Source organism: Algibacter sp., assembly GCF_029245835.1.
In the GTDB taxonomy this organism is placed as follows: domain Bacteria; phylum Bacteroidota; class Bacteroidia; order Flavobacteriales; family Flavobacteriaceae; genus Algibacter_B.
On record NZ_JAQWOO010000085.1, the window covers coordinates 29,492 to 53,156 of the forward strand.

General features: G+C 32.3%; 19 protein-coding genes. 14 read left to right on the plus strand and 5 right to left on the minus strand.

The genetic code is table 11. The features are described from left to right. Window positions 1-41: 41 nt before the first annotated feature. The 6 genes from P8K68_RS13695 (at window position 42) to P8K68_RS13720 (ending at window position 5,300) form a co-directional block, all read left to right on the plus strand. Complete coding sequence (locus P8K68_RS13695; protein WP_300252096.1) at window positions 42-1,142, plus strand: N-acetylmuramoyl-L-alanine amidase; 1,101 nt, start codon at window positions 42-44, stop codon at window positions 1,140-1,142. A 104-nt stretch (window positions 1,143-1,246) separates the two neighbouring features. Continuing rightward, window positions 1,247-2,209, plus strand: coding sequence for an MlaD family protein (locus P8K68_RS13700; RefSeq protein ID WP_300252099.1), 963 nt, complete (start codon window positions 1,247-1,249; stop codon window positions 2,207-2,209). A gap of 11 nt (window positions 2,210-2,220) precedes the next feature. Continuing rightward, the gene (locus P8K68_RS13705) at window positions 2,221-3,534 is read left to right on the plus strand and encodes a (Fe-S)-binding protein (protein ID WP_300252102.1); all 1,314 of its coding nucleotides are present in this window, start codon (window positions 2,221-2,223) and stop codon (window positions 3,532-3,534) included. A gap of 157 nt (window positions 3,535-3,691) precedes the next feature. Further along, window positions 3,692-4,483, plus strand: a complete 792-nt coding sequence (locus tag P8K68_RS13710; protein ID WP_300252105.1) for a (Fe-S)-binding protein — start codon at window positions 3,692-3,694, stop codon at window positions 4,481-4,483. Between the two features lie 77 nt (window positions 4,484-4,560). Beyond that, window positions 4,561-4,764 (plus strand): hypothetical protein, encoded by a 204-nt coding sequence (locus tag P8K68_RS13715; protein ID WP_300252108.1) that lies wholly within the window; start codon window positions 4,561-4,563, stop codon window positions 4,762-4,764. Between the two features lie 50 nt (window positions 4,765-4,814). Continuing rightward, window positions 4,815-5,300: an ABC transporter ATPase gene (locus tag P8K68_RS13720; protein ID WP_300252111.1), complete on the plus strand. Its 486-nt coding sequence runs from the start codon at window positions 4,815-4,817 to the stop codon at window positions 5,298-5,300. 165 nt (window positions 5,301-5,465) lie between these two features. On the opposite strand, the gene P8K68_RS13725 is transcribed toward P8K68_RS13720, so the two are convergent. After that, on the minus strand, window positions 5,466-6,236 hold the full coding sequence (locus P8K68_RS13725) for a prohibitin family protein (protein WP_300252114.1): 771 nt from the start codon (window positions 6,234-6,236) through the stop codon (window positions 5,466-5,468). Between the two features lie 581 nt (window positions 6,237-6,817). Between P8K68_RS13725 and P8K68_RS13730 the strand changes: the two genes are divergently transcribed. After that, window positions 6,818-9,736 (plus strand): glycoside hydrolase family 3 N-terminal domain-containing protein, encoded by a 2,919-nt coding sequence (locus tag P8K68_RS13730; RefSeq protein WP_300252117.1) that lies wholly within the window; start codon window positions 6,818-6,820, stop codon window positions 9,734-9,736. 122 nt (window positions 9,737-9,858) lie between these two features. Beyond that, window positions 9,859-10,995 carry an N-acetyl-alpha-D-glucosaminyl L-malate synthase BshA gene (gene bshA, locus P8K68_RS13735; RefSeq protein ID WP_300252120.1) on the plus strand — a complete coding sequence of 379 codons (1,137 nt, stop codon included), beginning with the start codon at window positions 9,859-9,861 and terminating at the stop codon, window positions 10,993-10,995. 157 nt (window positions 10,996-11,152) lie between these two features. Here bshA and P8K68_RS13740 read toward each other — a convergent pair whose 3' ends face one another. Continuing rightward, entirely contained in the window at window positions 11,153-11,647 is a 495-nt protein-coding gene (locus P8K68_RS13740; RefSeq protein WP_300252123.1) for a hypothetical protein, read from the minus strand. A gap of 148 nt (window positions 11,648-11,795) precedes the next feature. Between P8K68_RS13740 and P8K68_RS13745 the strand changes: the two genes are divergently transcribed. Further along, a complete protein-coding gene (locus P8K68_RS13745; RefSeq protein WP_300252129.1) occupies window positions 11,796-14,717 on the plus strand; it encodes an FAD-binding and (Fe-S)-binding domain-containing protein in 2,922 nt (973 codons plus the stop codon). Between the two features lie 2 nt (window positions 14,718-14,719). On the opposite strand, the gene P8K68_RS13750 is transcribed toward P8K68_RS13745, so the two are convergent. Then, window positions 14,720-15,580 (minus strand): UDP-2,3-diacylglucosamine diphosphatase, encoded by an 861-nt coding sequence (locus tag P8K68_RS13750; protein WP_300252130.1) that lies wholly within the window; start codon window positions 15,578-15,580, stop codon window positions 14,720-14,722. 188 nt (window positions 15,581-15,768) lie between these two features. On the opposite strand from P8K68_RS13750, the gene aroC reads away from it, so the two are divergent. Next, window positions 15,769-16,830 (plus strand): chorismate synthase, encoded by a 1,062-nt coding sequence (gene aroC, locus P8K68_RS13755; RefSeq protein WP_300252131.1) that lies wholly within the window; start codon window positions 15,769-15,771, stop codon window positions 16,828-16,830. 234 nt (window positions 16,831-17,064) lie between these two features. On the opposite strand, the gene P8K68_RS13760 is transcribed toward aroC, so the two are convergent. Further along, window positions 17,065-17,949 (minus strand): lysophospholipid acyltransferase family protein, encoded by an 885-nt coding sequence (locus P8K68_RS13760; RefSeq protein ID WP_300252132.1) that lies wholly within the window; start codon window positions 17,947-17,949, stop codon window positions 17,065-17,067. Window positions 17,950-18,038: 89 nt separating this feature from the next. Here P8K68_RS13760 and P8K68_RS13765 point away from each other — a divergent pair, with 89 nt between their 5' ends. The 4 genes from P8K68_RS13765 (at window position 18,039) to cmk (ending at window position 23,365) form a co-directional block, all read left to right on the plus strand. Beyond that, window positions 18,039-18,689 carry a rhomboid family intramembrane serine protease gene (locus tag P8K68_RS13765; RefSeq protein ID WP_300252134.1) on the plus strand — a complete coding sequence of 217 codons (651 nt, stop codon included), beginning with the start codon at window positions 18,039-18,041 and terminating at the stop codon, window positions 18,687-18,689. A 181-nt stretch (window positions 18,690-18,870) separates the two neighbouring features. Further along, window positions 18,871-21,321 carry an endopeptidase La gene (lon, locus tag P8K68_RS13770; RefSeq protein WP_300252136.1) on the plus strand — a complete coding sequence of 817 codons (2,451 nt, stop codon included), beginning with the start codon at window positions 18,871-18,873 and terminating at the stop codon, window positions 21,319-21,321. 175 nt (window positions 21,322-21,496) lie between these two features. Further along, window positions 21,497-22,516 (plus strand): type IX secretion system protein PorQ, encoded by a 1,020-nt coding sequence (porQ, locus tag P8K68_RS13775; RefSeq protein ID WP_300252138.1) that lies wholly within the window; start codon window positions 21,497-21,499, stop codon window positions 22,514-22,516. Window positions 22,517-22,669: 153 nt separating this feature from the next. After that, window positions 22,670-23,365 (plus strand): (d)CMP kinase, encoded by a 696-nt coding sequence (gene cmk, locus P8K68_RS13780; protein ID WP_300252141.1) that lies wholly within the window; start codon window positions 22,670-22,672, stop codon window positions 23,363-23,365. 73 nt (window positions 23,366-23,438) lie between these two features. Here cmk and P8K68_RS13785 read toward each other — a convergent pair. Then, window positions 23,439-23,665: integrase core domain-containing protein (locus tag P8K68_RS13785; protein WP_300252144.1), on the minus strand; the 227-nt coding region annotated here is incomplete at its 5' end.

A 23,665-nucleotide genomic window follows, 5' to 3' on the forward strand; every position in this document is an offset into this window, starting at 1 on the left:
TTAAAAAATTTTAAAACGATTAAAATAATAGTACCTTTCACATGAAAACGAACCATATTTTACTTTTCGTATCTTTTATAGTCGTAATAACGTTTTCTTCTTTTATTTCTGCTAAAAACCAGTCATCTTCAAATAAATTTGTAGTTGTATTGGATGCTGGACATGGAGGAAAAGATCCGGGAAACATGGGTAATGGTTACAGAGAGAAAAATATAGCATTAGAGGTTGCTCTGCAAGTTGGAGCAGCTTTAGAGAAAAATCCAAATATTGAAGTTGTATACACCCGTAAGAAAGATGTTTTTATAGATTTATTTGTAAGAGGAAAAATAGCCAATAAAGCTAAGGCAGATTTATTTGTTTCTATTCATTGTGATTCTCATACCTCTCAAGCTTATGGAGCTGGAACTTTTGTTTTAGGAACCCATAGAAACCAAACCAATTTTGAAGTTGCAAAAAAGGAAAACTCAGTAATTTTTATGGAGGACGATTATGAGAAGAATTATGCTGGTTTTGATCCAAATTCTCCTGAATCTGTTATGAGTATTCTTTTAAGTCAAGAAGAATACTTAGATCAAAGCATACAGTTAGCATCATTAATTCAAAAAAACTTTACCAGTAAATTACAACGTAAAAACAGAAAAGTAAAACAAGCAGGTTTTATCGTTTTACATCAAACAGTAATGCCAAGTGTTTTGGTTGAACTTGGGTTTTTAACAAATAAAAGAGAAGGTGCTTACTTAAATTCTAAAAAAGGCCAACAGCAAATGGCTACAGCTATAAAAGATGCTATTTTACAATACAAAGGCAGCTTAGAAAATAATGTTAGTGATTATGATACTGTTGATAATAGAGAATCGCAAACGAATGATTCTTCGGAAAATATCACCTTTAAAGTTCAAATAGCAGCAAGTTCTAAAGTACTAGAAACTAAGCCATATAACTTTAAAGGTTTAAATGCTATTTCAAGATTAAAAGAAGGCAGTTTATATAAATACTTTTATGGAAGCACTTTTGATTATGATAAGATAAAAACATTAGAACAAGAAGCTAAAAGAAAAGGGTATAGCTCTAGTTTTGTAGTGGCATTTAAAGATGGGAAAAAGATAGCTTTAATAGATGCTTTAAAAGCAATAACTAACTAAACAAGGCCAATTCATGATTTTTTTGTAAAGTATTATTTTACACTGCTAATTAGAAGGCTTCTTCTTAAATTTATATTAAATTTGTTTATCTAAAGAAATACAGTTTGAAGATATCAAAAGAAGTTAAAACAGGCATATTAGTATTATTAGGTATTATCCTTTTTATTTTTGGTTTCAATTACCTTAAAGGACAAAATCTACTTAGTTCTTCACTTACACTATACACAACTTATAGCAATGTAGAAGGTTTAGTACCTTCTACGCCAGTAACTATTAATGGTCTTAATGTTGGTAAGGTCATCAGTATTGATTTTAAAGGTGATGGTTCTGGAGTATTGCAGGTTGAGCTGTCGGTTGATAGTAATTTTAAATTTTCAAAAAATAGTAAAGCCGAATTATACGAAACTGGGTTAATAGGAGGAAAAGCTATTGCCATTTTGCCTGCTTTTGATGGTGCAGAAAACACCCAAAGAGATGATTTTTTAGAAGGTACAGTTAAACCAGGGTTGACAGCTTTAGTCAATCAACGTTTAACGCCATTGCAAGAAAAAATAGAAGTCATGATGGTTGATGCAGATTCTTTACTAACTAATATCAATGATGTTTTTGATGAAAAAACAAAAGTAAGTTTAAGACAAAGTGTTGCTGGTTTAAACGATGTTATCCAGAATTTTAAAAACACCTCTAATTCGTTAAATAACTTAATGGCTAAAAATGAAGAAAAGTTGAATAGCACTTTAGCTAATGTTGATAATATTTCTTCAAACTTATCAAAAACTACAAATCAGCTTGCTAATGCCAATTTAGAGCAAACTATAAAAAGATTAGAAACCACCATTCAAAATTTTAATAGTATAAGTAGTAGTATTAAAAATGGCGAAGGTTCTATTGGAAAACTTTTAAAAGACGAAGGTCTTTATAACAATCTAGAAGGTGCAAGTCTTCAATTAGAGCAGTTGTTAGAAGATATGAAATTAAACCCCAAACGTTATGTGCATTTTTCTTTATTCGGAAAAAGACCGAAACAATATGATGCAGATGGGAACGAAATTAAAAGTAAAGATTAATCCGTTATAATATGAATTACCTTCCTAACATACTTTTTGCAACCATACTTATTTTAGGTATTGGTTTTTTTGCTAAAAACGTAAAAAAACTTATCCGCAATATTAAACTTGGTCATGATAAAGATGTTACTGATAACAAATCACAACGCTGGAAAAACATGGCTATGATAGCTTTGGGTCAAAGTAAAATGGTGCGTCGTCCAATTTCAGGGTTATTACACGTTGTTGTTTATGTTGGTTTCATTATTATAAATATAGAAGTTCTTGAAATTATAATTGATGGTTTGTTTGGCACGCATAGAATTGGTTTAAAAGTATTACCACAATCCGTTTACGGCTTTTTAATTGGCACTTTCGAGGTTTTAGCCGTACTAGTTTTAATAACGGTTATTGTTTTCTGGATGCGTAGAAATGTTATAAAATTAGCACGCTTCTGGAAAAGTGAAATGACACGTTGGCCTAAAATGGATGGTAATTTAATCCTCTATTTTGAAATTGTATTAATGACCCTGTTCTTGGTTATGAACGCAACAGATTTAGATTTTCAGACCATGAATTCTGGAAATATAATCAGTCAATATATTGCCCCTTGGTTTTCAGGATTATCAGAAGGCACAATACATATTATCGAAAGAGGTGCATGGTGGATTCACATTACAGGCATATTAATATTTTTAAATTACCTATACTTTTCAAAACATTTACACATACTATTAGCCTTTCCAAACACCTATTTTGGGAATTTAAAACCCCAAGGGCAGTTTAATAATTTGGAATCAGTAACCAAAGAAGTTAAAATGATGATGGATCCAAATAGCGATCCATTTGCAGCACCAGCAGAAGGCGCTGAAGATGAAGTTCCTGCTAAGTTTGGAGCCAGCGATGTACAAGATTTAAATTGGGTTCAACTTTTAAACGCCTATACCTGTACAGAATGTGGTCGATGTACTAGCGAATGTCCAGCAAACCAAACCGGTAAAAAACTTTCGCCACGAAAAATAATGATGGATACCCGCGACCGTTTAGAGGAAGTTGGTAAAAATATAGACGCCAATAATGGCGAGTATAAAGACGATGGTAAACAATTGCTAGACAACTATATAACCAAAGAAGAGCTTTGGGCGTGCACTTCATGTAATGCCTGTGTAGAAGCTTGCCCTGTTAGTATAGACCCACTTTCAATCATTATAGAAATGCGCCGTTATTTAGTTATGGAGCAGTCTGCTGCACCAGTAGAATTAAATAATATGATGACCAATATTGAAAACAACGGAGCACCTTGGCCCTATAATCAAATGGACCGTTTAAACTGGAAAAACGAATAAATAAATAATTTGGGCGTTACCCGAAAAGGGTCGGGCTTTCGGCAGTCGCTCTCTTCGAGGAGCTCCAACAATGCCTCAATCCCTAACGCAAAACACAACATAAATTGATCTTCCTGCAAGGTTTTTAAAACCTTAGAGGTCTTAAATATTATAAAAAATGAGCGAATTACTAAAAGTACCAACAATGGCCGAATTTATGGCTCAAGGAAAACAACCCGAAGTTTTATTTTGGGTAGGTTGTGCTGGAAGTTTTGATGATAGAGCAAAAAAAATAACCAAAGCCTTTGTTAAACTATTAAACAAAGCTAATGTGGAATTTGCCGTTTTAGGTACCGAAGAAAGCTGCACAGGCGATCCTGCAAAACGAGCCGGAAATGAATTTCTATTTCAAATGCAAGCTGTAACCAATATAGAGGTGCTAAATGCATACGAAGTAAAAAAAATAGTAACGGCGTGCCCACATTGTTTCAATACCATAAAAAATGAATATCCAGAGTTAGGTGGAAATTATGAGGTTATGCATCATACTTCGTTTTTAAAATCATTACTTGACGAAGGCCGACTAACCATTGAAGGTGGCAAATATAAAGGCAAGCGCATCACATTTCACGACCCTTGTTATTTAGGTCGTGCTAATAATGTTTATGAAGCACCAAGAGAACTAATTCAGAAGTTAGAAGCAGAATTAATCGAAATGAAAAACTGTAAACGTAATGGTTTATGTTGTGGGGCAGGAGGTGCACAAATGTTTAAAGATGCCGAAAAAGGAGATAAAGAAGTTAACATAGAACGTACAGAACAAGCGCTAGATATTAAACCAGAAATTATAGCAGCAGGATGTCCATTCTGTAATACCATGATGACTGATGGTGTAAAAGCTAAAGAAAAAGAAAGTGATGTTCAAGTTATGGATGTTGCAGAATTAATAGCTAATGCCCAAGATTTATAATTTATTATCATTTCTGCAAAGGTAGCAATCTATTATGCAGTTCAAAGTTTGATTAAAAACCATATCATAAAGTTTTAGTGAAAGTTAAAAGAAGCGATAAAAATATTTTAAAAACAGGAGTCATCAGTGGATTATTTTTTGCTATTTGGATGTCTGCTTTTGACTATTTTGACCAAGAACCATTTTCTATATTTAAGTTTTTATTAGGTTTCATATTTTTTGGTGGGGCTATGGCTTACACATTTAGATATCATTACAAATCAAACAATAAAGACTCATAATTTGTTTTTCAAAAATCAAAAATCGTTAATCGTAATTTTTAAATCAATTCATGTTAGTAGACTTTAATACATTACCCGAAGAATCTAGAGTTTGGATACACCAGGCTAATCGTTCGTTTTCAGAAGACGAACTTCAAGAGATTAAATCTAAACTTGATATATTTATTGAAAACTGGACGGCTCATGGTAGCGACTTACAAGCCAGTTATACTATCAAATACAAACGTTTTTTAATCTTAGGATTAAATCAAGATTTGAATAAAGCCACAGGTTGCTCGATAGATGCATCTGTACATTTTATCCAACAACTAGAGAAAGATTACAATGTTGATTTAATGGATAAAATGAATGTATCCTACAAGCAAGGAGAATATGTTGCCTATAAATCACTTTCCGATTTTAGAAAAATGGCAAAAGACAAGGCTGTTTCTAAAAATACCATTGTATTCAATAATCTAGTAAATAATATTGCTGAGTTTAATGAAAACTGGGAAGTTCCTGCAAGCGAAAGCTGGCACAGTCGGTTTATAAAATAGATTATTGCTTTTTTTGTCTGCTATGGAATGTCTGATTTTAGATGAATTATTTTTAAGATTTAAGACTGGTTATTTAAATCTGATATTAAAGCAAAGCCCAAATTTATAAATATAAATTTGGGCTTTATTATAGGTTTGTCTATTTTAAGTTATTTGCTCTAAGTATTATTCATCTATTAATAACGGAGCTTTTCCGTCAGTAATAATAACTTTGCTATTTGGAGACTGAGAAAGTTTATTGAAAGCTTCTATACTTCTTAATTTAATAATTTCAGGGGTTAATCCCTCAGCAACTATCATTTGTGCATCGCGCTCTGCTTTTGCTTCAATTATTTTTCTTTCAGCTTCTAATTTTGCTTGTTGAATGATGAATTCCATTCGCATAGCATCTTGCTCAGCTTGTAGTTTTTGCTCTATAGAACTTGCTAGACCTGTTGGCAATTGAATACTTTTCATCAATACGGCTATAAGTTCAATACCATCTGCTTGCTTTTCCAGATTTATTAACATTTTCTCTTTAATTTTTTCTTCTATTTTCGCTCGCATACCAGAATGCATATCCTTAGCATAGAATTGTGCACATACATCAGATGAAGCAGATCTAAATACACTTGTAATTATAGACTCATAGCCTTGACCTAAATTTTCTAGGATAGAAGGAATTTTTTCTTGCTCTAATCGGTACAATATGGATATTTCGGACCTAACACTTAAACCTTCTTTGGTAGGTAAACTTAATAGAAGTTTAATGTTGTTGGTCTGTGTTGATTCCTTTATAACCCGACTCGTAAGAGGATTATATAATATGGTTCCCTGCGTTGAAATATTTTTAGAAAATTTTCCTAAAGTTTGTTTTACACCCGCCTCACCTGGTCTTACAACAGCGCAACTAGTGGTTATTAATAAAAGGCCTACTGAATAGATTAAATTTTTCATAATTTTTTTATTTATTAATTTTTGAGTTTTGGTTACTATTCCAATTAATCTGTAAACTGTTTAATTTAAATTTCATAGTACCAAAAATCATTTCTTTTTCACTGGTAAAATTAATTCATTTACCTTATATGTTTTTATTTATATTTATAATGAATTGTATAAATATTTTTTATGAATCAAATAAAAGTTTCAGATAAATTTACATTGTATTCTTTATACAGATATTATATTCAAACTGCTGCTGATTATTTTACACCGTTATGAACAGAACCTTTCTACAAACAAATTCAATACTAGTCAATATAGTTTTGGTGTAAGTTATACCGTTATATTCACCAAATGACATTTATGGAAGTTGGTTTGAAAAATATCAATTTAAAATACAATTGCTATAGCTGAAATACAGATGTAAGTGCCAATAAAATCTGAGCAGGTTTTAAATTTGTAATGGATTAAAACTGTTCACAAACTTCTTTATAAATCTATCTTAAAGTCTTTTTATCTTCTTATTAAAAGTATTAATTTGGCATGATTATTAGTATTTAATGTTATAACTAGTAATTCCCCTTAATTAATCTTTTATGCGTCAAATCTATATTACACTAATTATTTTATTATTTGTATTACCTATAGTCGGTCAATCCGCAAAAAATCCATTATTAACACAAGATTCTGAAGCTCAAAAAAAATGGGTAGATAGTATATATACTTCAATGTCTTTAGCTGAAAAAGTGGGGCAGTTATATATGATACAAGTCATGTCTAATCAAGATCAAGCTACTAAAAATACGGTTGTAAAAATTATAAAAGATCATCACATAGGTGGTATTATATATTCTAATGGAGGACCTTTAATACAAGCCAAGTTAAATAATGAGCTACAATCATTTTCTAGATTGCCCTTGCTTATTGGGATGGATGCAGAATGGGGACTAAGTATGCGTTTAGAGGGTACCTACGCATTTCCTTGGAATATGACACTTGGAGCTATTAAAGACAATACATTAGTTGAGCAAACAGGAAGGCACATAGGAGAGCATTGTAAGCGATTGGGGGTGCATTTTAATTTTGCACCAGTAGTAGATATCAATACAAATCCAAAAAACCCAATAATAGGGAATAGGTCTTTTGGGGAAGACAGAGATAATGTTACTGAAAAAGCTTTAGCATTTATGAAAGGCATGCAAGACGCTGGTGTTTTAGCTAACGCTAAACATTTTCCAGGTCATGGCGATACAGATCAAGATTCGCATAAAACCTTACCAACAATAAGTTTTAATGAAAAACGTATTGATTCAGTAGAATTATATCCCTATAAAAAACTGATTACAGAAGGACTTTCCAGTGTTATGGTAGCCCATTTAAATGTACCCAGTTTAGAAGCTCGTGAGGGCTATCCCTCATCATTATCAAAACATATTGTTACTGATATTTTAAAAGAACGATTAGGGTTTAAAGGACTTATTTTTACAGACGCATTAACCATGAAAGGAGTAGCAGATTTTAGCGAAACTGGTGCGATTGATTTGGCCGCATTTAAAGCAGGGAATGATGTTATGCTGATGTCTGAAGATGTTGGAAAAGGCGTTGCAAAAATTATTGCGGCTTATAATAGTGGTGCAATTACCGAAGCGCGATTAGCACATTCCGTTAAAAAAATTCTTCAAGCAAAATATAAAGTTGGATTAAATAACTATGAACCGATTGGGCTTTATAATTTATCAAAGGATTTAAATAGATTAAAAGATGATGTGTTATATGAGGAATTACTTGAAAATGCTATAACGATTGTAAAAAACGAAAAAGAGGTATTACCGCTAAGACGGTTAGAAACTAAAAGTATTGCTTATGTAAAGTTAGGAGATGATTCAGGTTCTGCATTTCTTGATGAATTAAAAAAATATGCTAAAGTCCATCTAATAGCATCAGATAACCTGTTTACATTAATGAGTAAGCTTAAATCTTACAATACCGTTGTTATTGGTTTTCATCGTTCAAATGACGACCCTTGGGAGGGTTATAAATTCACTAATAAAGAGTTAGTATGGCTAGATGAAATTGCACAATCACATACGGTTATTTTAGATGCTTTTGTAAAACCTTATGCACTGTCAAGTTTAAAATCTATAGATAATATTGAGAGTATAGTGGTTAGCTATCAAAACAGTGAAATTGCTCAACGTAAATCTGCCCAACTTATTTTTGGAGCCATTCCCTCAAAAGGAAGTTTGCCTGTTTCCGTAGGAACTTATTTTAAAGTTGGTGATGGGATTCAAAACAATGAACTCAAACGTTTAGGATATACCATACCAGAGCGTGTTGGGATGAGTTCCGAAAAACTGAAAAAATTAGATTCAGTAGCGCAGTATGCTGTTGATGGAAAGATGACACCAGGTATACAGTTATTAGTGGCTAGAAAAGGAAAAGTCATTTATAATAAGAATTTTGGGAAGCACACCTACAAAGGAAAGGAAAAAGTCGGTTTTGATCATATTTACGATGTCGCATCATTAACTAAGATTTTATCAACACTACCACTATTAATGGAACTTGAAGAACAAGGTATCGTATCTTTAAACACAAAATTATCAACCATTTTACCAGAGTATAAAAGTTCAAATAAATCACATATTACTCTAAAAAGTATGTTGTCTCATTATGCCCGTTTAAGACCATGGGAACCGTTTTATTATCATACTTTAGATACTATAACAAAACGACCAAGTAGAAAATATTATAGATATGAAAGAAGTGATAAATTTAATATTGAAGTGTCAGGAAATTTATTTTTAAGATCTGATTATCAAGATTCTATACCAGAAATTATACGGAATTCCGAGTTGCTAGAACGTCAGAGATACCGCTACAGCGATTTCCCTTATTACATTTTAAAGAAATTTATTGAACAACATTACGACAGAACTCTTGACGAATTGGCACAATCCCATTTTTATGAATCGCTAGGTGCAAATTATACCTTGTATAATCCATACTATAAAATAAGTAGTAAAAAGATAGTTCCAACTGAGATTGATGATTATTATCGCTACCAAAAAGTACACGGTTATGTGCACGACATGGGAGCCGCCATGCAAAATGGAGTAGGTGGTCATGCTGGTGTTTTTAGTAACGCAAACGATGTGGCAAAAATTATGCAGATGTACTTGCAAAAAGGCTTTTATGGTGGTAAAAGGTATTTAAAAGCTGAAACTGTTGATAAGTTTAACACCTGTTATTACTGTGATGATAATAACCGAAGAGGTATAGGCTTTGATAAACCGCAATTAGATGAGGAAGGACCAACATGTGGTTGTATATCGATGACAAGTTTTGGGCATTCTGGTTTTACAGGAACGTATGCATGGGCAGATCCTGAAGAAGATATTGTTTATGTATTTTTAGCTAATAGAACCTATCCGCATGCGGGAAAAAATTTATTGTTAAGAGAAAATATTAGAACAGAAATACAACGCTTAATTTACGAAGCGATAGAAGAATAAAAAAGATAGTAGATAAGAGATAAGGGAGGAGAGAAAAGAGATTATTTAAAAATAGAACTTGATATAACAAGTCTTTTTTCTTGTTTCTATTTTCTTTACTCTGAAAATTTAGAATATATTTTATGAAGATAGGTATTGTTTGTTATCCAACTTTTGGAGGTAGTGGTGTGGTAGCTACAGAATTAGGTTTAGAATTGTCTAAACGCGGGCATGAAATACATTTTATTACATACAATCAGCCAGTGCGGTTAGAGTTAATAAGTAATAATGTGCACTACCACGAGGTAAACGTGCCAGAATACCCCTTGTTTCATTATCAACCTTATGAATTGGCGTTATCTAGTAAGTTGGTAGATATGGTTAAGTTACATGGTATAGAGATCTTACATGTACATTACGCCATTCCGCATGCTTATGCAGGTTATATGGCAAAAAAAATGTTGCAAGAAGAAGGTATTTATCTACCTATTGTAACTACTTTACATGGCACAGATATAACCCTTGTTGGTAGCCATCCATTTTATAAACCTGCAGTAACCTTTAGTATTAATAAATCGGATGCGGTAACAACTGTATCTCAAAGCTTGAAAGACGAAACCTTGCGTTTATTCGATATTAAAAATGATATCAGTGTCGTTCCAAACTTTATAGATTTAGAAAAATATAATCATGAATTTACCGATTGCCAACGTGCAATGATGGCAAATGATGATGAGAAAATAATCACGCACATTAGTAATTTAAGACCTGTAAAGCGCGTTCAAGATGTTATTAGTGTATTCTATAACATTCAAAAAGAAATACCTTCAAAATTAATGTTTATAGGTGAAGGTCCTGAAAAAGAAAAAGTAGAATTACGTTGTCAAGAATTAGGCATTTTAAATAAGGTTGTTTTCTTTGGAAGAAGTAATGAAATTGATAAAATATTATGTTTTAGTGATTTGTTTTTACTGCCATCTCAAACGGAAAGCTTTGGTTTAGCAGCTCTGGAAGCTATGGCCTCAGGCGTTCCTGTTATTTCAAGTAATACAGGGGGTTTACCAGAAGTTAATATTCATGGTAAATCGGGATTTTTAAGTAACGTTGGCGATGTAGACCATATGACTAAAAATGCTTTACATATTTTAAGCGACGAAACGCGTTTAAAAACTTTTAAAAACAATGCCCGAAACGAAGCTTTAAAATTTGATATACATGCTATTGTTCCAAAATATGAAGCTATTTATGAAGATACTTTAGCTAAGTGTTTGGTGTTGTAGTTTTTTTTGGAAATGTTCGTTTATGCAAAGATAAGTTTCCGTTTCAATGAAATTTATAGATTGTTAAACGAAGTTGTATTTTTTTCTGACAAAGTCAAATATTGAAAACAAAAAAAACACCAATAAAGGTGCTTTAAATTTTTATGTTTCAAGATATTTAGAACTGATAACGAATACTTAAAGCAATATCAAAATCTAAATCATTGTTGTTGTAAAGATCATCACCAAAACCAATTTCTGGTCTAAAATCTAATGATAAAAGTAATGGGATATCAAAACTGTATTCAATACCTACATCTCCAGCAACAAAAATAAACGTATCGGTAACATCCTTTCCACCTTGCGAATTGTTAAAACTAAAAGAGCCAATACCGCCACCAGCACCAGCATACCAGTTAAAATCACCTTCTAAATTCCAAACCCATTGATATAATCCAGCAAGTTTAAAGCCATCGTAATTACTTCCGTTTCTCCATCCTAAATCTAATTCTAAACGGTTGTTGTCGCCCAAGGCGCGTTGATAAGATATTTCGGCACCAAGGCCATCACTATCTCCTAGCCTTAAACCAATCGCATTTTCCGAAATATCCTGGGCATTTGATGTAAATGCAAAAACGAATACTGCAACTGATAATAAAAATAATTTTTTCATAAATAAAGTTTTTAGTTTGATGTTTTTATATACGTCCTTTCCTGTAAAAAAGACCATTTTTAAATATTCATTACCTTTTGCAAAAATAACGCCAAAAATGTATTTATATTTAACTTCTTAATAGTTTTATAAACTTATTTGTTACTAGATGGTGTTAAGTCCAAATTTAAAGGAGTTAAGGGGAAAATTAGAAGGTGAATTATATTTCGATGATTTAATAAAATCTATATATGCCACAGACGCTTCAGTTTATAGAAAACTGCCGTTGGCAGTGTCATACCCAAAAAATACAGAAGATTTAAAGCAACTCATCAACTTTGCAAGAGCCAATAAAACATCTTTAATTCCAAGAACAGCAGGGACCTCATTAGCTGGACAATGTGTTGGAGATGGTATTTTGGTTGATGTTTCAAAATATTTCACAAAAATTATTGAGTTAAATGAAAAAGCACAAACCGTTACTGTGCAACCCGGTGTTGTTAGAGATGCATTAAATAATTATTTAAAACCTTTTGGGTTGTTTTTTGGACCTAACACATCAACATCAAACCGATGTATGATAGGAGGCATGGTTGGTAATAACTCCTCTGGAACAACATCGATTCAATATGGCGTAACAAGAAACAAGGTTTTAGAATTAGATGTTGTTTTGAGTGATGGAAGTCAAGTCACTTTTGGAGAAATTACTAAAAATGAATTTCATGATAAATTAAAAGAAGATACATTAGAAGGACGTATTTATAAAACGATTTATGAGGAACTAAAATCTGAATCTGTTCAAAAACAAATTATTGAACATTTTCCAAAGCCAGAAATACATAGAAGAAACACAGGGTATGCGATTGATGAATTAATTGCTAACGACGTATTTACAGGAGTAAAAGAAAATTTTAATATGTGTAAGTTGCTTTCAGGAAGTGAAGGAACTTTGGCATTTACAACACAAATTACTTTAGAGTTGGATAAGTTGCCACCGCAAGAATCTATTATGGTAGCAGCGCATTTTGAGAGTATTGAAAATTGCATGAAAGCCGTAGAGCCATTGATGCAACACAATTTGTACACCTGCGAAATGATGGATAAAACCATTTTAGATTGTACAAAACATAATAAAACGCAACAAGAAAACAGACAATTTATAGTAGGCGACCCGAAAGCTATTTTGATGTGTGAAGTTAAAGCAGACTCTCTAGATGACGTTAATTTATTAGCCGAAAATCTTTTAAAAACGATTAAAACATCGGGTTTAAGTTATGCATTTCCAAAACTTGTTGGTAATACTATTAATAAAGCCTTAGAATTACGTAGTGCAGGTTTAGGTCTTTTAGGAAATATTATTGGTGATAAAAAAGGTGTAGCCTGCATAGAAGATACTGCTGTGGCTTTACCAGATTTAGCAAACTATATTTCTGAGTTTACTCAGCTTATGAAAAATTATAAGCAAGATGCTATCTATTATGCACATGCTGGAGCTGGAGAAATTCATTTACGTCCCATTTTAAATTTAAAGAACGGGGAAGATGTTGATTTATTTAGAAAAATAACTACAGATGTTGCACATTTAGTAAAATCATATAAGGGTTCTATGAGTGGTGAACATGGTGATGGTTTGGTACGCTCTGAATTTATTCCATTAATGATTGGCGATGAAAATTATCAGATATTAAAAAAAATTAAAGCGACTTTTGATACGGATAATATATTTAATCCGGGAAAAATAGTTGATGCTTTACCTATGGATAAGGGGTTACGGTATAAAATGGACAGAGCAGAACCTCAAATAGAAACGTTTTTAGATTTTTCTAAATCACAAGGTATTTTAAGAGAAGCTGAAAAATGCAATGGTTCTGGGGATTGCAGAAAACTGCCTGAATTTGGTGGTACTATGTGTCCAAGTTACCGCGCCACTAGAAACGAAAAAGATACCACGCGAGCTAGAGCAAATGCGTTACGGGAATTTTTAACCAACTCAGAGAAGTCAAATAAGTTTAATCACGCAGCATTAAAGGACGTTTTCGATTTATGTTTAAGCTGTAAAGCTTGTGCTAGTGAATGCCCAAGTAGTGTGGATGTGGCAAGTTTAAAAGCAGAATTTCAGTATCAATATCAAAAAGAAAACGGGGTGTCTTTACGAACCAAATTATTTGCTTATAACAACAAATTCAATCAGATTGGAAGTAAGGTGCCTAGACTTATAAATTTTGTGTTTTCGAACGGATTTACATCTGCATTATTGAAAAAATCATTCGGAATTGCAAAAGAAAGAAGCTTGCCATTAATATCAAATAAAAGTTTGTATAAGCAATTTCAATCATTTGATAATAAATTAGTTAACAATAAAATAAATAAAACTGTTTATTTGTTTAATGATGAATTTACAAACCATTTAGACACGTCCATAGGGCTTGATGCTATTCAACTTTTAAACGCATTAAATTATGATGTTAAGTTGATTGATAATGCCGAATCTGGTCGTTCATTTTTGTCAAAAGGATTACTTAAACAAGCCAAAGATTCAGCGAATAAAAATACATCCATTTTTAAAGATAAAATTTCAGAAGATACGCCATTAATAGGACTTGAACCATCTGCGATTTTAACATTTAAAGACGAGTATTTAAAATTAGCAGACGATAAAATTTCCGCGGAAGCGATATCAAAACACACCTTTTTAATAGAAGAATTTATTAAACAAGAAATAGAATTAGGACACATAAAACCAGAGCAATTCACTTTAGAAGCTAAAACTATTAAGTTTCATGGGCATTGTCATCAAAAGGCTATGAGTAACCAACTATCAAGTTTTGCGGTTTTAAATTTGCCGAAAAATTATAAGGTAACGATTATACCAAGTGGCTGTTGCGGAATGGCAGGCAGTTTTGGTTATGAAAAAGAACATTATGAGGTGAGTATGCAAATAGGGGAACAAACTTTATTTCCGGCTATTAGAAAGGCTTCAAACGATATATTAATTGCTGCAAACGGAACAAGTTGCAGGCATCAAATAAAGGATGGCACACAACGTATTGCAAAACATCCAGTTACTATTTTAAAAGATGCGCTTGTTTAGTTTTAAGATTTAGCTTTTTTCTTTTTCTTACTTTGTTTTACAATAGTAATTGCTGCAATAAGGTCTTTTATTTTTTGATCTTCATCTTCTTTGTCAATAACAACAAAAGGTCTCAGTTTATCTTCATTAAAATTATAGATTTTCCAACGTTTAAATTGATATTCAAGAGCGGTAAAATTCTCAACCCAATCACCAGAATTTAAATAGGTAGTAGCGCCGTTTTTATTCTCGAAATATTCCATTTTTGGTTGATGTATATGTCCGCATATCACATAATCATATTCGTTCTCAATAGCAAGTTCAGAAATTACCTTTTCAAAATCGTTTATATATTTTACAGCACCTTTTACACCATTTTTAACTTTTTTAGAAATCGAATAACGCTCCTTACCTCGTTTTTCTAAATACCAATTTACCATTTTATTAAGTAAGGTTAGTAAATTGTAACCGTAACCACCAAGTTTTGCTAACCATTTTGCATTCTGAATCGATATATCAAAAACATCACCATGAAAAAACCATGCTTTTTTTCCATCTAATTCTAAAACAGCTTTGTCAACAATGGATATGTTGCCAATGGTAGTGTTGCTAAATTTTCTAAGCATTTCATCATGATTTCCTGTAATATAAATAACTTCAACACCGTTTGATGCCATGGTCATTATTTTTTTTATAACCTTAAGGTGTGGTCTAGGGAAGTAACGTTTACTAAATTGCCAGATATCAATAATATCACCATTTAGTACAAGTTTTTTTGGATCAATACTGTTTAAATAGGTTAACAAATATTTAGCTTGACAGCCATAAGTACCTAAATGCACATCAGAAATAACCGAAATTTCTATTTTTCTTTTTATTTTCAATTTAGCCTGTTTTAGTTACTTGCAAATAACACATTTTAGTATTATCAAATCATTATCGCATAATTATCTATATATCAGTTTATTGTTAATAAAATGTTACGTGTTTTCTTATAGTATTTATAAAAGCTAAATACGATTTCATTTTCGTATTTATAAGAATAGATTTAACTTAGCCGAAAATTGTAATTATGGCTGGAAATTCCTTCGGAAAACTATTCAATCTAACAACTTATGGAGAATCTCACGGACCTGCTTTAGGCGGCGTAATTGATGGTTGTCCTTCTGGAATTAAATTAGATTTAGATGACATTCAAAACGAATTAAATCGAAGAAAACCAGGGCAATCCGCTATTGTTACACAACGTAAAGAACCAGATACCGTAAAATTTCATTCAGGGATATTTGAAGGGGTAACCACAGGAACTTCCATAGGTTTTGTTATCGAAAACACCAATCAAAAATCTCATGATTACTCGCACATAAAAGATAGTTACAGACCTAGTCATGCTGATTATACGTATGATAAAAAATATGGCGTACGTGATTATCGTGGTGGCGGTCGAAGTTCTGCCCGCGAAACCGCATGTCGTGTTGTAGCTGGAGCCATAGCAAAACAAATGCTAAAAGATATTGAAATTACAGCTTACGTTTCAGGTGTTGGAACCATGAAATTAGACACCCCATATAACGAGATAGACCTTACAAAAGTAGAATCCAATATCGTACGTTGTCCAGATCAAGACATGGCAGCAAAAATGGAAACTTACATAAAGCAAGTACGCGGAAAGGGGGATACCGTTGGTGGTATTGTAAGTTGTATTATCAAGAATGTCCCTGTAGGTTTAGGCGAGCCTGTGTTCGATAAATTACATGCGGAATTAGGAAAAGCCATGTTATCCATAAACGCTGTAAAAGGCTTTGAGTATGGTAGCGGTTTCCACGGAAGTACCATGTACGGAAGCGACCATAATGACTCGTTTAATAATGATGGTACAACAAAAACCAATTTTTCTGGCGGTATCCAAGGTGGAATTAGTAACGGCATGGATATCTATTTTAGCGTCGCTTTTAAACCTGTAGCAACGCTTATTCAGAAGTACGAAACTATCGATAAAGCTGGAAACACAGTAGAAATGCAAGGAAAAGGACGTCACGACCCATGTGTGGTACCTCGTGCAGTGCCTATTGTAGAAGCTATGGCAGCATTGGTTTTAGCCGACTTTCATTTAATAAATAAACTCTATAATTAGTTTTTTTTGAAGCTATTTCCCGCTTTTCACTGTATCTTTCTTGTGCTGAACTTGTTTCAATATCTCATCACGCTTAGTTTTTAAATCTAATTCACAACTAACTTTAACTTTGTTCTAAAGCTCAAAATAAGGATGCCGTTTCAATCGGGGTTAAACCACCAAGAAGGGTAAGTGATTTATTTCGAGTCTAATTATTTTTTTTTTTTTGGAAATTGGAGCTTTTATTTTTTGAGTTTAAACCTGTGGTTTCTTACCTCGATGTTTCCATCGATTATGTGTCCAAAAATAATACTCAGGAGCTTCCAGGATTTGTTCCTCAACTCGCTTTAAATAAAGATCAGTTAGTTCAAAATCAGCAGATGCCTTAGCGTTTCTTACAATGTCAGTAAAGGTTGCTTCATAATATCCGCGTTTTACTTTTTTAACTTTTAAAAAAAGAGTAACCATATCCAGTCGCTTTGCAAGTAATTCAGCACCTACATGAACAGGGACTTCTGTTCCCATAAAACCTTGCCAATGTGTAGCTTTATGGAGTTTTGGAGATTGATCGAAAACAAAACCATTAAGCGTTAATTTGTTGTCTCTTTTAGCTTTTATAAGTATCGGAAAAGTCTCTTTAGTAGTGATTAAATAACTGTTATATTTTGCTCGAATACGCTTAACAAGAGCATCAAAATATTTATTACTAAGTCTTTTGTAAACCGCATAACCTTTGTGTTTTACATGAGTTTGTAATATAAAAACCCATTCCCAACTCGCATAATGTCCCATAAATAAAACAATACTTCTGTTTTCTTTTTCAAGCTTGGTTATTTCTTCAACATTAGTAAACACATAGCGTTTTTGCATTTCAGCTTCAGAAATAGTAATGGATTTTATGGCTTCAAATATCATGTCACATAAATGATGATAAAATCGCTTTCTAATTTTGAGAATCTCTTTTTCTGTACTACTAGGAAGTGCTAACCTTAAATTATTTAAAACTACTTTTTTTCTATAACCGATTATGTAGTAAAGCAATATATAAAAGCAATCAGATAATATATACAGTAATCTAAAAGGTAATATTGATATTATCCATAAAAGTGGATAAACTAGAATATAAACTAGAAATTGCATGAATTAGTTTTAGATTTGTAATGCAAATATATACTATACCAATTACAAACAATAATTAGTATTTATTTAAGTTTAAACACGAATATCACATGAGTAAATTAGATTTAGTAACCATTATAATAATCGCAGCAAACGTGATTATTTCTTATAAAGGTTTTGGCGATTATAGTTTTTTTGATAAATACAAATTTCAAGTTGGTAGTGTACAACGCGGAGAGAAAATAAGACTATTTAGTTGTGGTTTTTTACACGCTGATACGCAACATCTTTTGTTTAATATGTTATCTCTTTACTTTTTTGCAGATGTTGTAATTAGGCTTTTGAGTCCTTTGGAATTCATAATAGTTTATTTTGGAAGCCTTTTATTAGGTAGTTTATTATCGCTTTATTTTCATAAAAACGAATATCATTATAGTGCTGTTGGAGCCAGTGGAGCCGTAAGTGGTATTATTTATTCAGCAATTTTATTACAGCCAGGAATGAATCTATATTTATTTTTTATTCCCATACCAATTCCTGCATATATCTTTGGTATTGGCTATTTATTGTATTCTATTTACGGTATGAAAAATAGGGTAGGTAATATTGGTCATGATGCGCATTTTGGTGGAGCTATTGGAGGGTATTTAATTACTTTAATATTATCTCCTTGGTTGTTTGAAACCAATTTATTGATGATTGTTTTATTGGCTATTCCTATTCTTTTATTGTTTGCTTTGAAGAAAATGGGAAAGGTGTAAATCTTAATACATTATTTTTTGAATCTCGAATCATAAATATGGCATAGCTATTGAATTCATAATGATGTTGTATATAAGTATTTGATTTCAAAATACTCATTTTCAACAAGTTACTATGTTTAATATTAAATTAAAAAAATGATCAATTTTGTTTTAATGACAGATTGACCTAAATATATTTATGAAGAAATCTAAATTTACTACCCTTGACAGTTTGTCACTTCAGGAATTTGATGAAAACTCAGAATTAATTCCGTTAATGACACCAGAGGACGAAGAAGCGATAAATAATGAAGAATTGCCAGAAACATTACCAATCTTATCATTAAGAAATACGGTATTGTTTCCAGGTGTTGTAATACCTATTACAGCAGGTAGAGATGCCTCAATTAAGCTAATAAATGATGCTAACAAAGGCGGAAAAGTTATTGGTGTAGTGGCTCAAAAAGACGAAGCTGTTGAAAAACCATCAGCTAAAGATATTCATGAAACTGGTACAGTTGCTAGAATTTTACGTGTTTTAAAAATGCCAGATGGTAATGTTACAGTAATCATTCAGGGAAAAAAACGTTTCAGAGTAGCAGAAGTACTTACCGAAGTACCTTACATGAATGCTACCATAAGAGACATTCCGGAGGCAAAACCAGCCCAAAAGAATAAGGAGTTTTCAGCTATTATTGATTCTATAAAAGATTTAGCTTTAGAAATTATTAAGGAAAGTCCTAATATTCCAAGTGAGGCTTCTTTCGCAATAAAGAATATTGAAAGTAACTCGTTTTTAGTCAACTTCGTGTCATCAAACATGAACCTTTCAGTAGACGAAAAACAAGAACTTCTAGAAATTAACGATCTTAAAAAACGTGCTTTAGCAACCCTAAAGTATATGAATGTTGAGTTTCAGAAATTAGAACTTAAGAATGATATTCAGTCTAGAGTTCAGATGGATATGAGCCAACAGCAGCGGGAGTACTTCTTACATCAGCAAATGAAAACCATTCAAGAAGAATTGGGTGGCGTGAGTCATGATGAGGAAATTGATGAGATGAAAGCTAAGGCTAGTGAAAAACTTTGGGACGAAGATGTTGCTAAGCATTTTGAAAAGGAAATTGCCAAAATGCAACGCATGAATCCGCAAGTGGCAGAATATTCTATTCAAAGAAATTATTTAGAATTGTTTTTAGATTTACCATGGAATGCGTTTAGTGAAGATAAATTCGACCTTAAGCATGCCATGAAAATTCTAGACCGTGATCATTTTGGTCTAGAAGATGTAAAACGAAGAATTATAGAATATTTAGCCGTTTTAAAATTGCGTAATGACATGAAGTCTCCTATTTTATGTCTGTATGGACCTCCAGGAGTTGGAAAAACATCATTAGGGAAATCTATTGCAGAAGCTTTAGGGAGAGAATATGTTCGTATTTCACTAGGTGGTTTAAGAGACGAGGCTGAAATTCGTGGGCACCGAAAAACGTATATTGGTGCCATGCCAGGGCGTATTATTCAAAGTTTGAAAAAAGCAGGAACATCAAACCCTGTTTTTGTTTTAGATGAAATTGATAAGCTTTCTAATTCGCATCAAGGTGACCCGTCTTCTGCCATGTTGGAAGTACTCGACCCCGAGCAAAACAGTGCGTTTTATGATAATTTTTTAGAAATGGGGTATGATCTTTCTAAAGTCATGTTTATTGCAACGTCTAATAGTTTGTCAACCATTCAGCCTGCTTTACTTGATAGAATGGAAATTATTAATGTAACAGGATACACTATTGAAGAAAAGGTAGAAATTGCAAAACGTCATTTATTACCAAAGCAATTAAAAGAACATGGTTTAACAGATAAACATTTAAAAATAGGAAAACCGCAATTAGAAAAAATTGTTGAAGGTTATACGCGTGAGTCTGGAGTAAGAGGTTTAGAAAAACAAGTAGCAAAAATGGTGCGTTATGCAGCTAAAAATATTGCTATGGAAGAGGATTACAATATTAAAGTATCAAACGAAGATATTATTGAAGTCTTAGGAGGCCCTAAATTAGAACGTGATAAATATGAAAATAATAATGTAGCTGGTGTTGTAACAGGTTTAGCGTGGACACGCGTTGGCGGTGATATTCTTTTTATAGAATCTATTCTTTCAAAAGGGAAAGGCGCTATGACTATTACGGGTAATCTCGGAAAAGTCATGAAGGAGTCTGCTACAATTGCTATGGAATACATTAAATCCAATGCTGATGAATTTGGAATTGATGCTACAATTTTCGATAAGTACAATGTCCATATTCATGTTCCAGAAGGTGCAACTCCAAAAGATGGACCAAGTGCTGGCGTTACCATGTTAACATCATTAGTATCCCTTTTTACGCAAAAGAAAGTTAAGAAAAGTTTAGCGATGACTGGAGAAATTACGCTTCGTGGTAAAGTGTTGCCAGTTGGAGGAATTAAAGAAAAGATATTAGCAGCAAAACGTGCAAGAATTAAAGAAATTTTGTTGTGTGAAGAAAATCGAAGAGATATTGAAGACATTAAACCCGAGTATTTAAAAGGTTTAACATTTCACTATGTAACAGATATGAGTGATGTTATTAAGTTGGCAATTACAAATCAGAAAGTAAAAAACGCAAAAAAAATATAATTGATATTAAGCACAAATCTCTAAAACTCATAAAGTTTTCTTGATTTATGTTTTTGCAAAAAAAATAATTTTAATATAAACCTCAAGACACTTTGTCTTGAGGAATTTTTTTTGATTAAAATAAAAGTTACATGATATCGTTTAAAGATAGATTTACTTACTTTGTGTCGTAAATATGTTAAGAAAAATTATCACTTTTTTTTGTTTAACCATAACTTCTCTCTCATTAGCTCAAGTAGGAGGAGAAACTACATACCGATTTCTTAATTTGATGTCATCACCTCGTCAAGCAGCTTTAGGTGGTAAGGTCTTAACTAATGTAGATTACGATGTTACGCAAGCTATATTTAATCCAGCTACTATAAATGTAGAAATGGATAATCAATTAGCTTTAAATTACACAAGCTATTTGGGTGGTATTAGTTTTGGTACTGCGGCTTATGCTTATACTATAGATAGACGAACTCAAACGTTTCATGCTGGTATTACCTATGTTAATTATGGCTCTTTTGATGGTTATGATGAGGCAGGGAATTCAACAGGTTCTTTTACTGGAAATGAGACAGCACTTTCATTTGGATATGCTACACAAATAGATTACTCTGATTTTTATTTTGGAGGAAATATAAAACTCATAACTTCCAAATTAGAACAATATAATTCGATTGGAGCAGCAGTCGATTTAGGGATTATTTACATTAATGAAGATTTAGATTTTAACGCAGCTTTGGTAGTTAGAAACTTAGGATCACAAATAACTACATATGCAGATCTTAACGAGCGCATCCCTTTTGAAGTCGCTTTTGGAATGTCACAGCGTTTAGAAAATGTACCCATTCGTTGGCATGTAACCCTAGAAAATTTACAGGAATGGCCAATTTCTAGACCAAATCCTGCGCGTGCAATCAGTGATTTATCAGGCAACCAATCTTCAGAAAAAGTAGGCTTTATAGGGCAAGTTATTAGACATACCATTGTTGGAGCTGAATTATTTCCCGACGGAGGTTTTAATATTCGTTTAGGGTATAATTTTAGAAGAGGCGAAGAGTTACGAATCATAGATCAACGTAATTTTTCAGGATTATCTGCGGGTATTTCTATAAAAATGAACAAAATGCGCTTTAGTTATACACATGCTAAATTTACTAGTGCGGCTAATGCAAACTTCTTCGGGTTGCAAATAGATTTACAGTAAGTAAGAGTTCTAATTGTGCTAAATTTTTCAAGTCTTTTAAAGGTTATTTTTTGTTTGTTTAAAATCAAATATATTTATTGATAAACTATAAGTTATATTTTTTCACTTTAGGCATTTTAATTACTTTAGACACTTAAATTTTTAAATATCAACATGAATAAAATAACCATTGCTATAGATGGATTTTCATCAACAGGAAAGAGTACCGTTGCTAAACAACTAGCTAGAGCATTAGGATATGTTTATGTTGATACAGGTGCCATGTATAGAGCGGTTACATTTTACGCAATGCAAAATGGACTTATAAATAAAGATGATTTTAATTCTGAAGCTTTAATTTACCAATTACCTAAAATTAATATCACTTTTAAGTTTAATGAAGCCTTAGGTTTTGCAGAAGTTTATTTAAACGATGTAAATATTGAAAACAAAGTTCGAACACTAGAAGTTTCAAGTTTTGTTAGTAAAGTTGCGGCAGTATCTCAAGTTCGTCAAAAATTAGTAGAACAACAGCAAAAAATGTGTCAAGATAAAGGTGTGGTTATGGATGGTAGAGATATTGGCACTGTTGTATTTCCTGATGCCGAATTGAAATTATTTATGACAGCATCTGCTAAAACTAGAGCAGAACGTCGTTTTCTAGAACTTATAGAACGTGGTGACAAGGTGGATTATGAGGATGTTCTAAAAAATGTTGAAGAACGTGATTTTTTAGATTCAAATAGAGCAGATTCCCCTTTATTAAAAGCCAAAGACGCTATTGAAATTGATAATTCGCATATGACTCTAGATGAGCAATTCAATAAAATTCTGCAATTAGCGAAAATGACTATTGAGGATTGTGAGTAATTTTTACTCATTGCGAACGGAGTTTGGCAATCTGTTTAATTTTAGTTCTAAATAATAAGATTGTAGGCTTCCCTTAATTAGAACTGCTTAAATTTCTAATATTATCAAATTTATTATTTTTAATTCTAATGGAGCTAGCTCCATTAGAATTAATTTCTGCATATTTTACTGGAGGTATTTTTCCTAATGCATCATGAGGTCTAAAATGATTATAATCATCCATCCATATTTGTGTTTGCACTCTAACTTGTTCTATGGTTTCAAAAATATATTTATTTAAAACACCTCTTCTATAGCTTC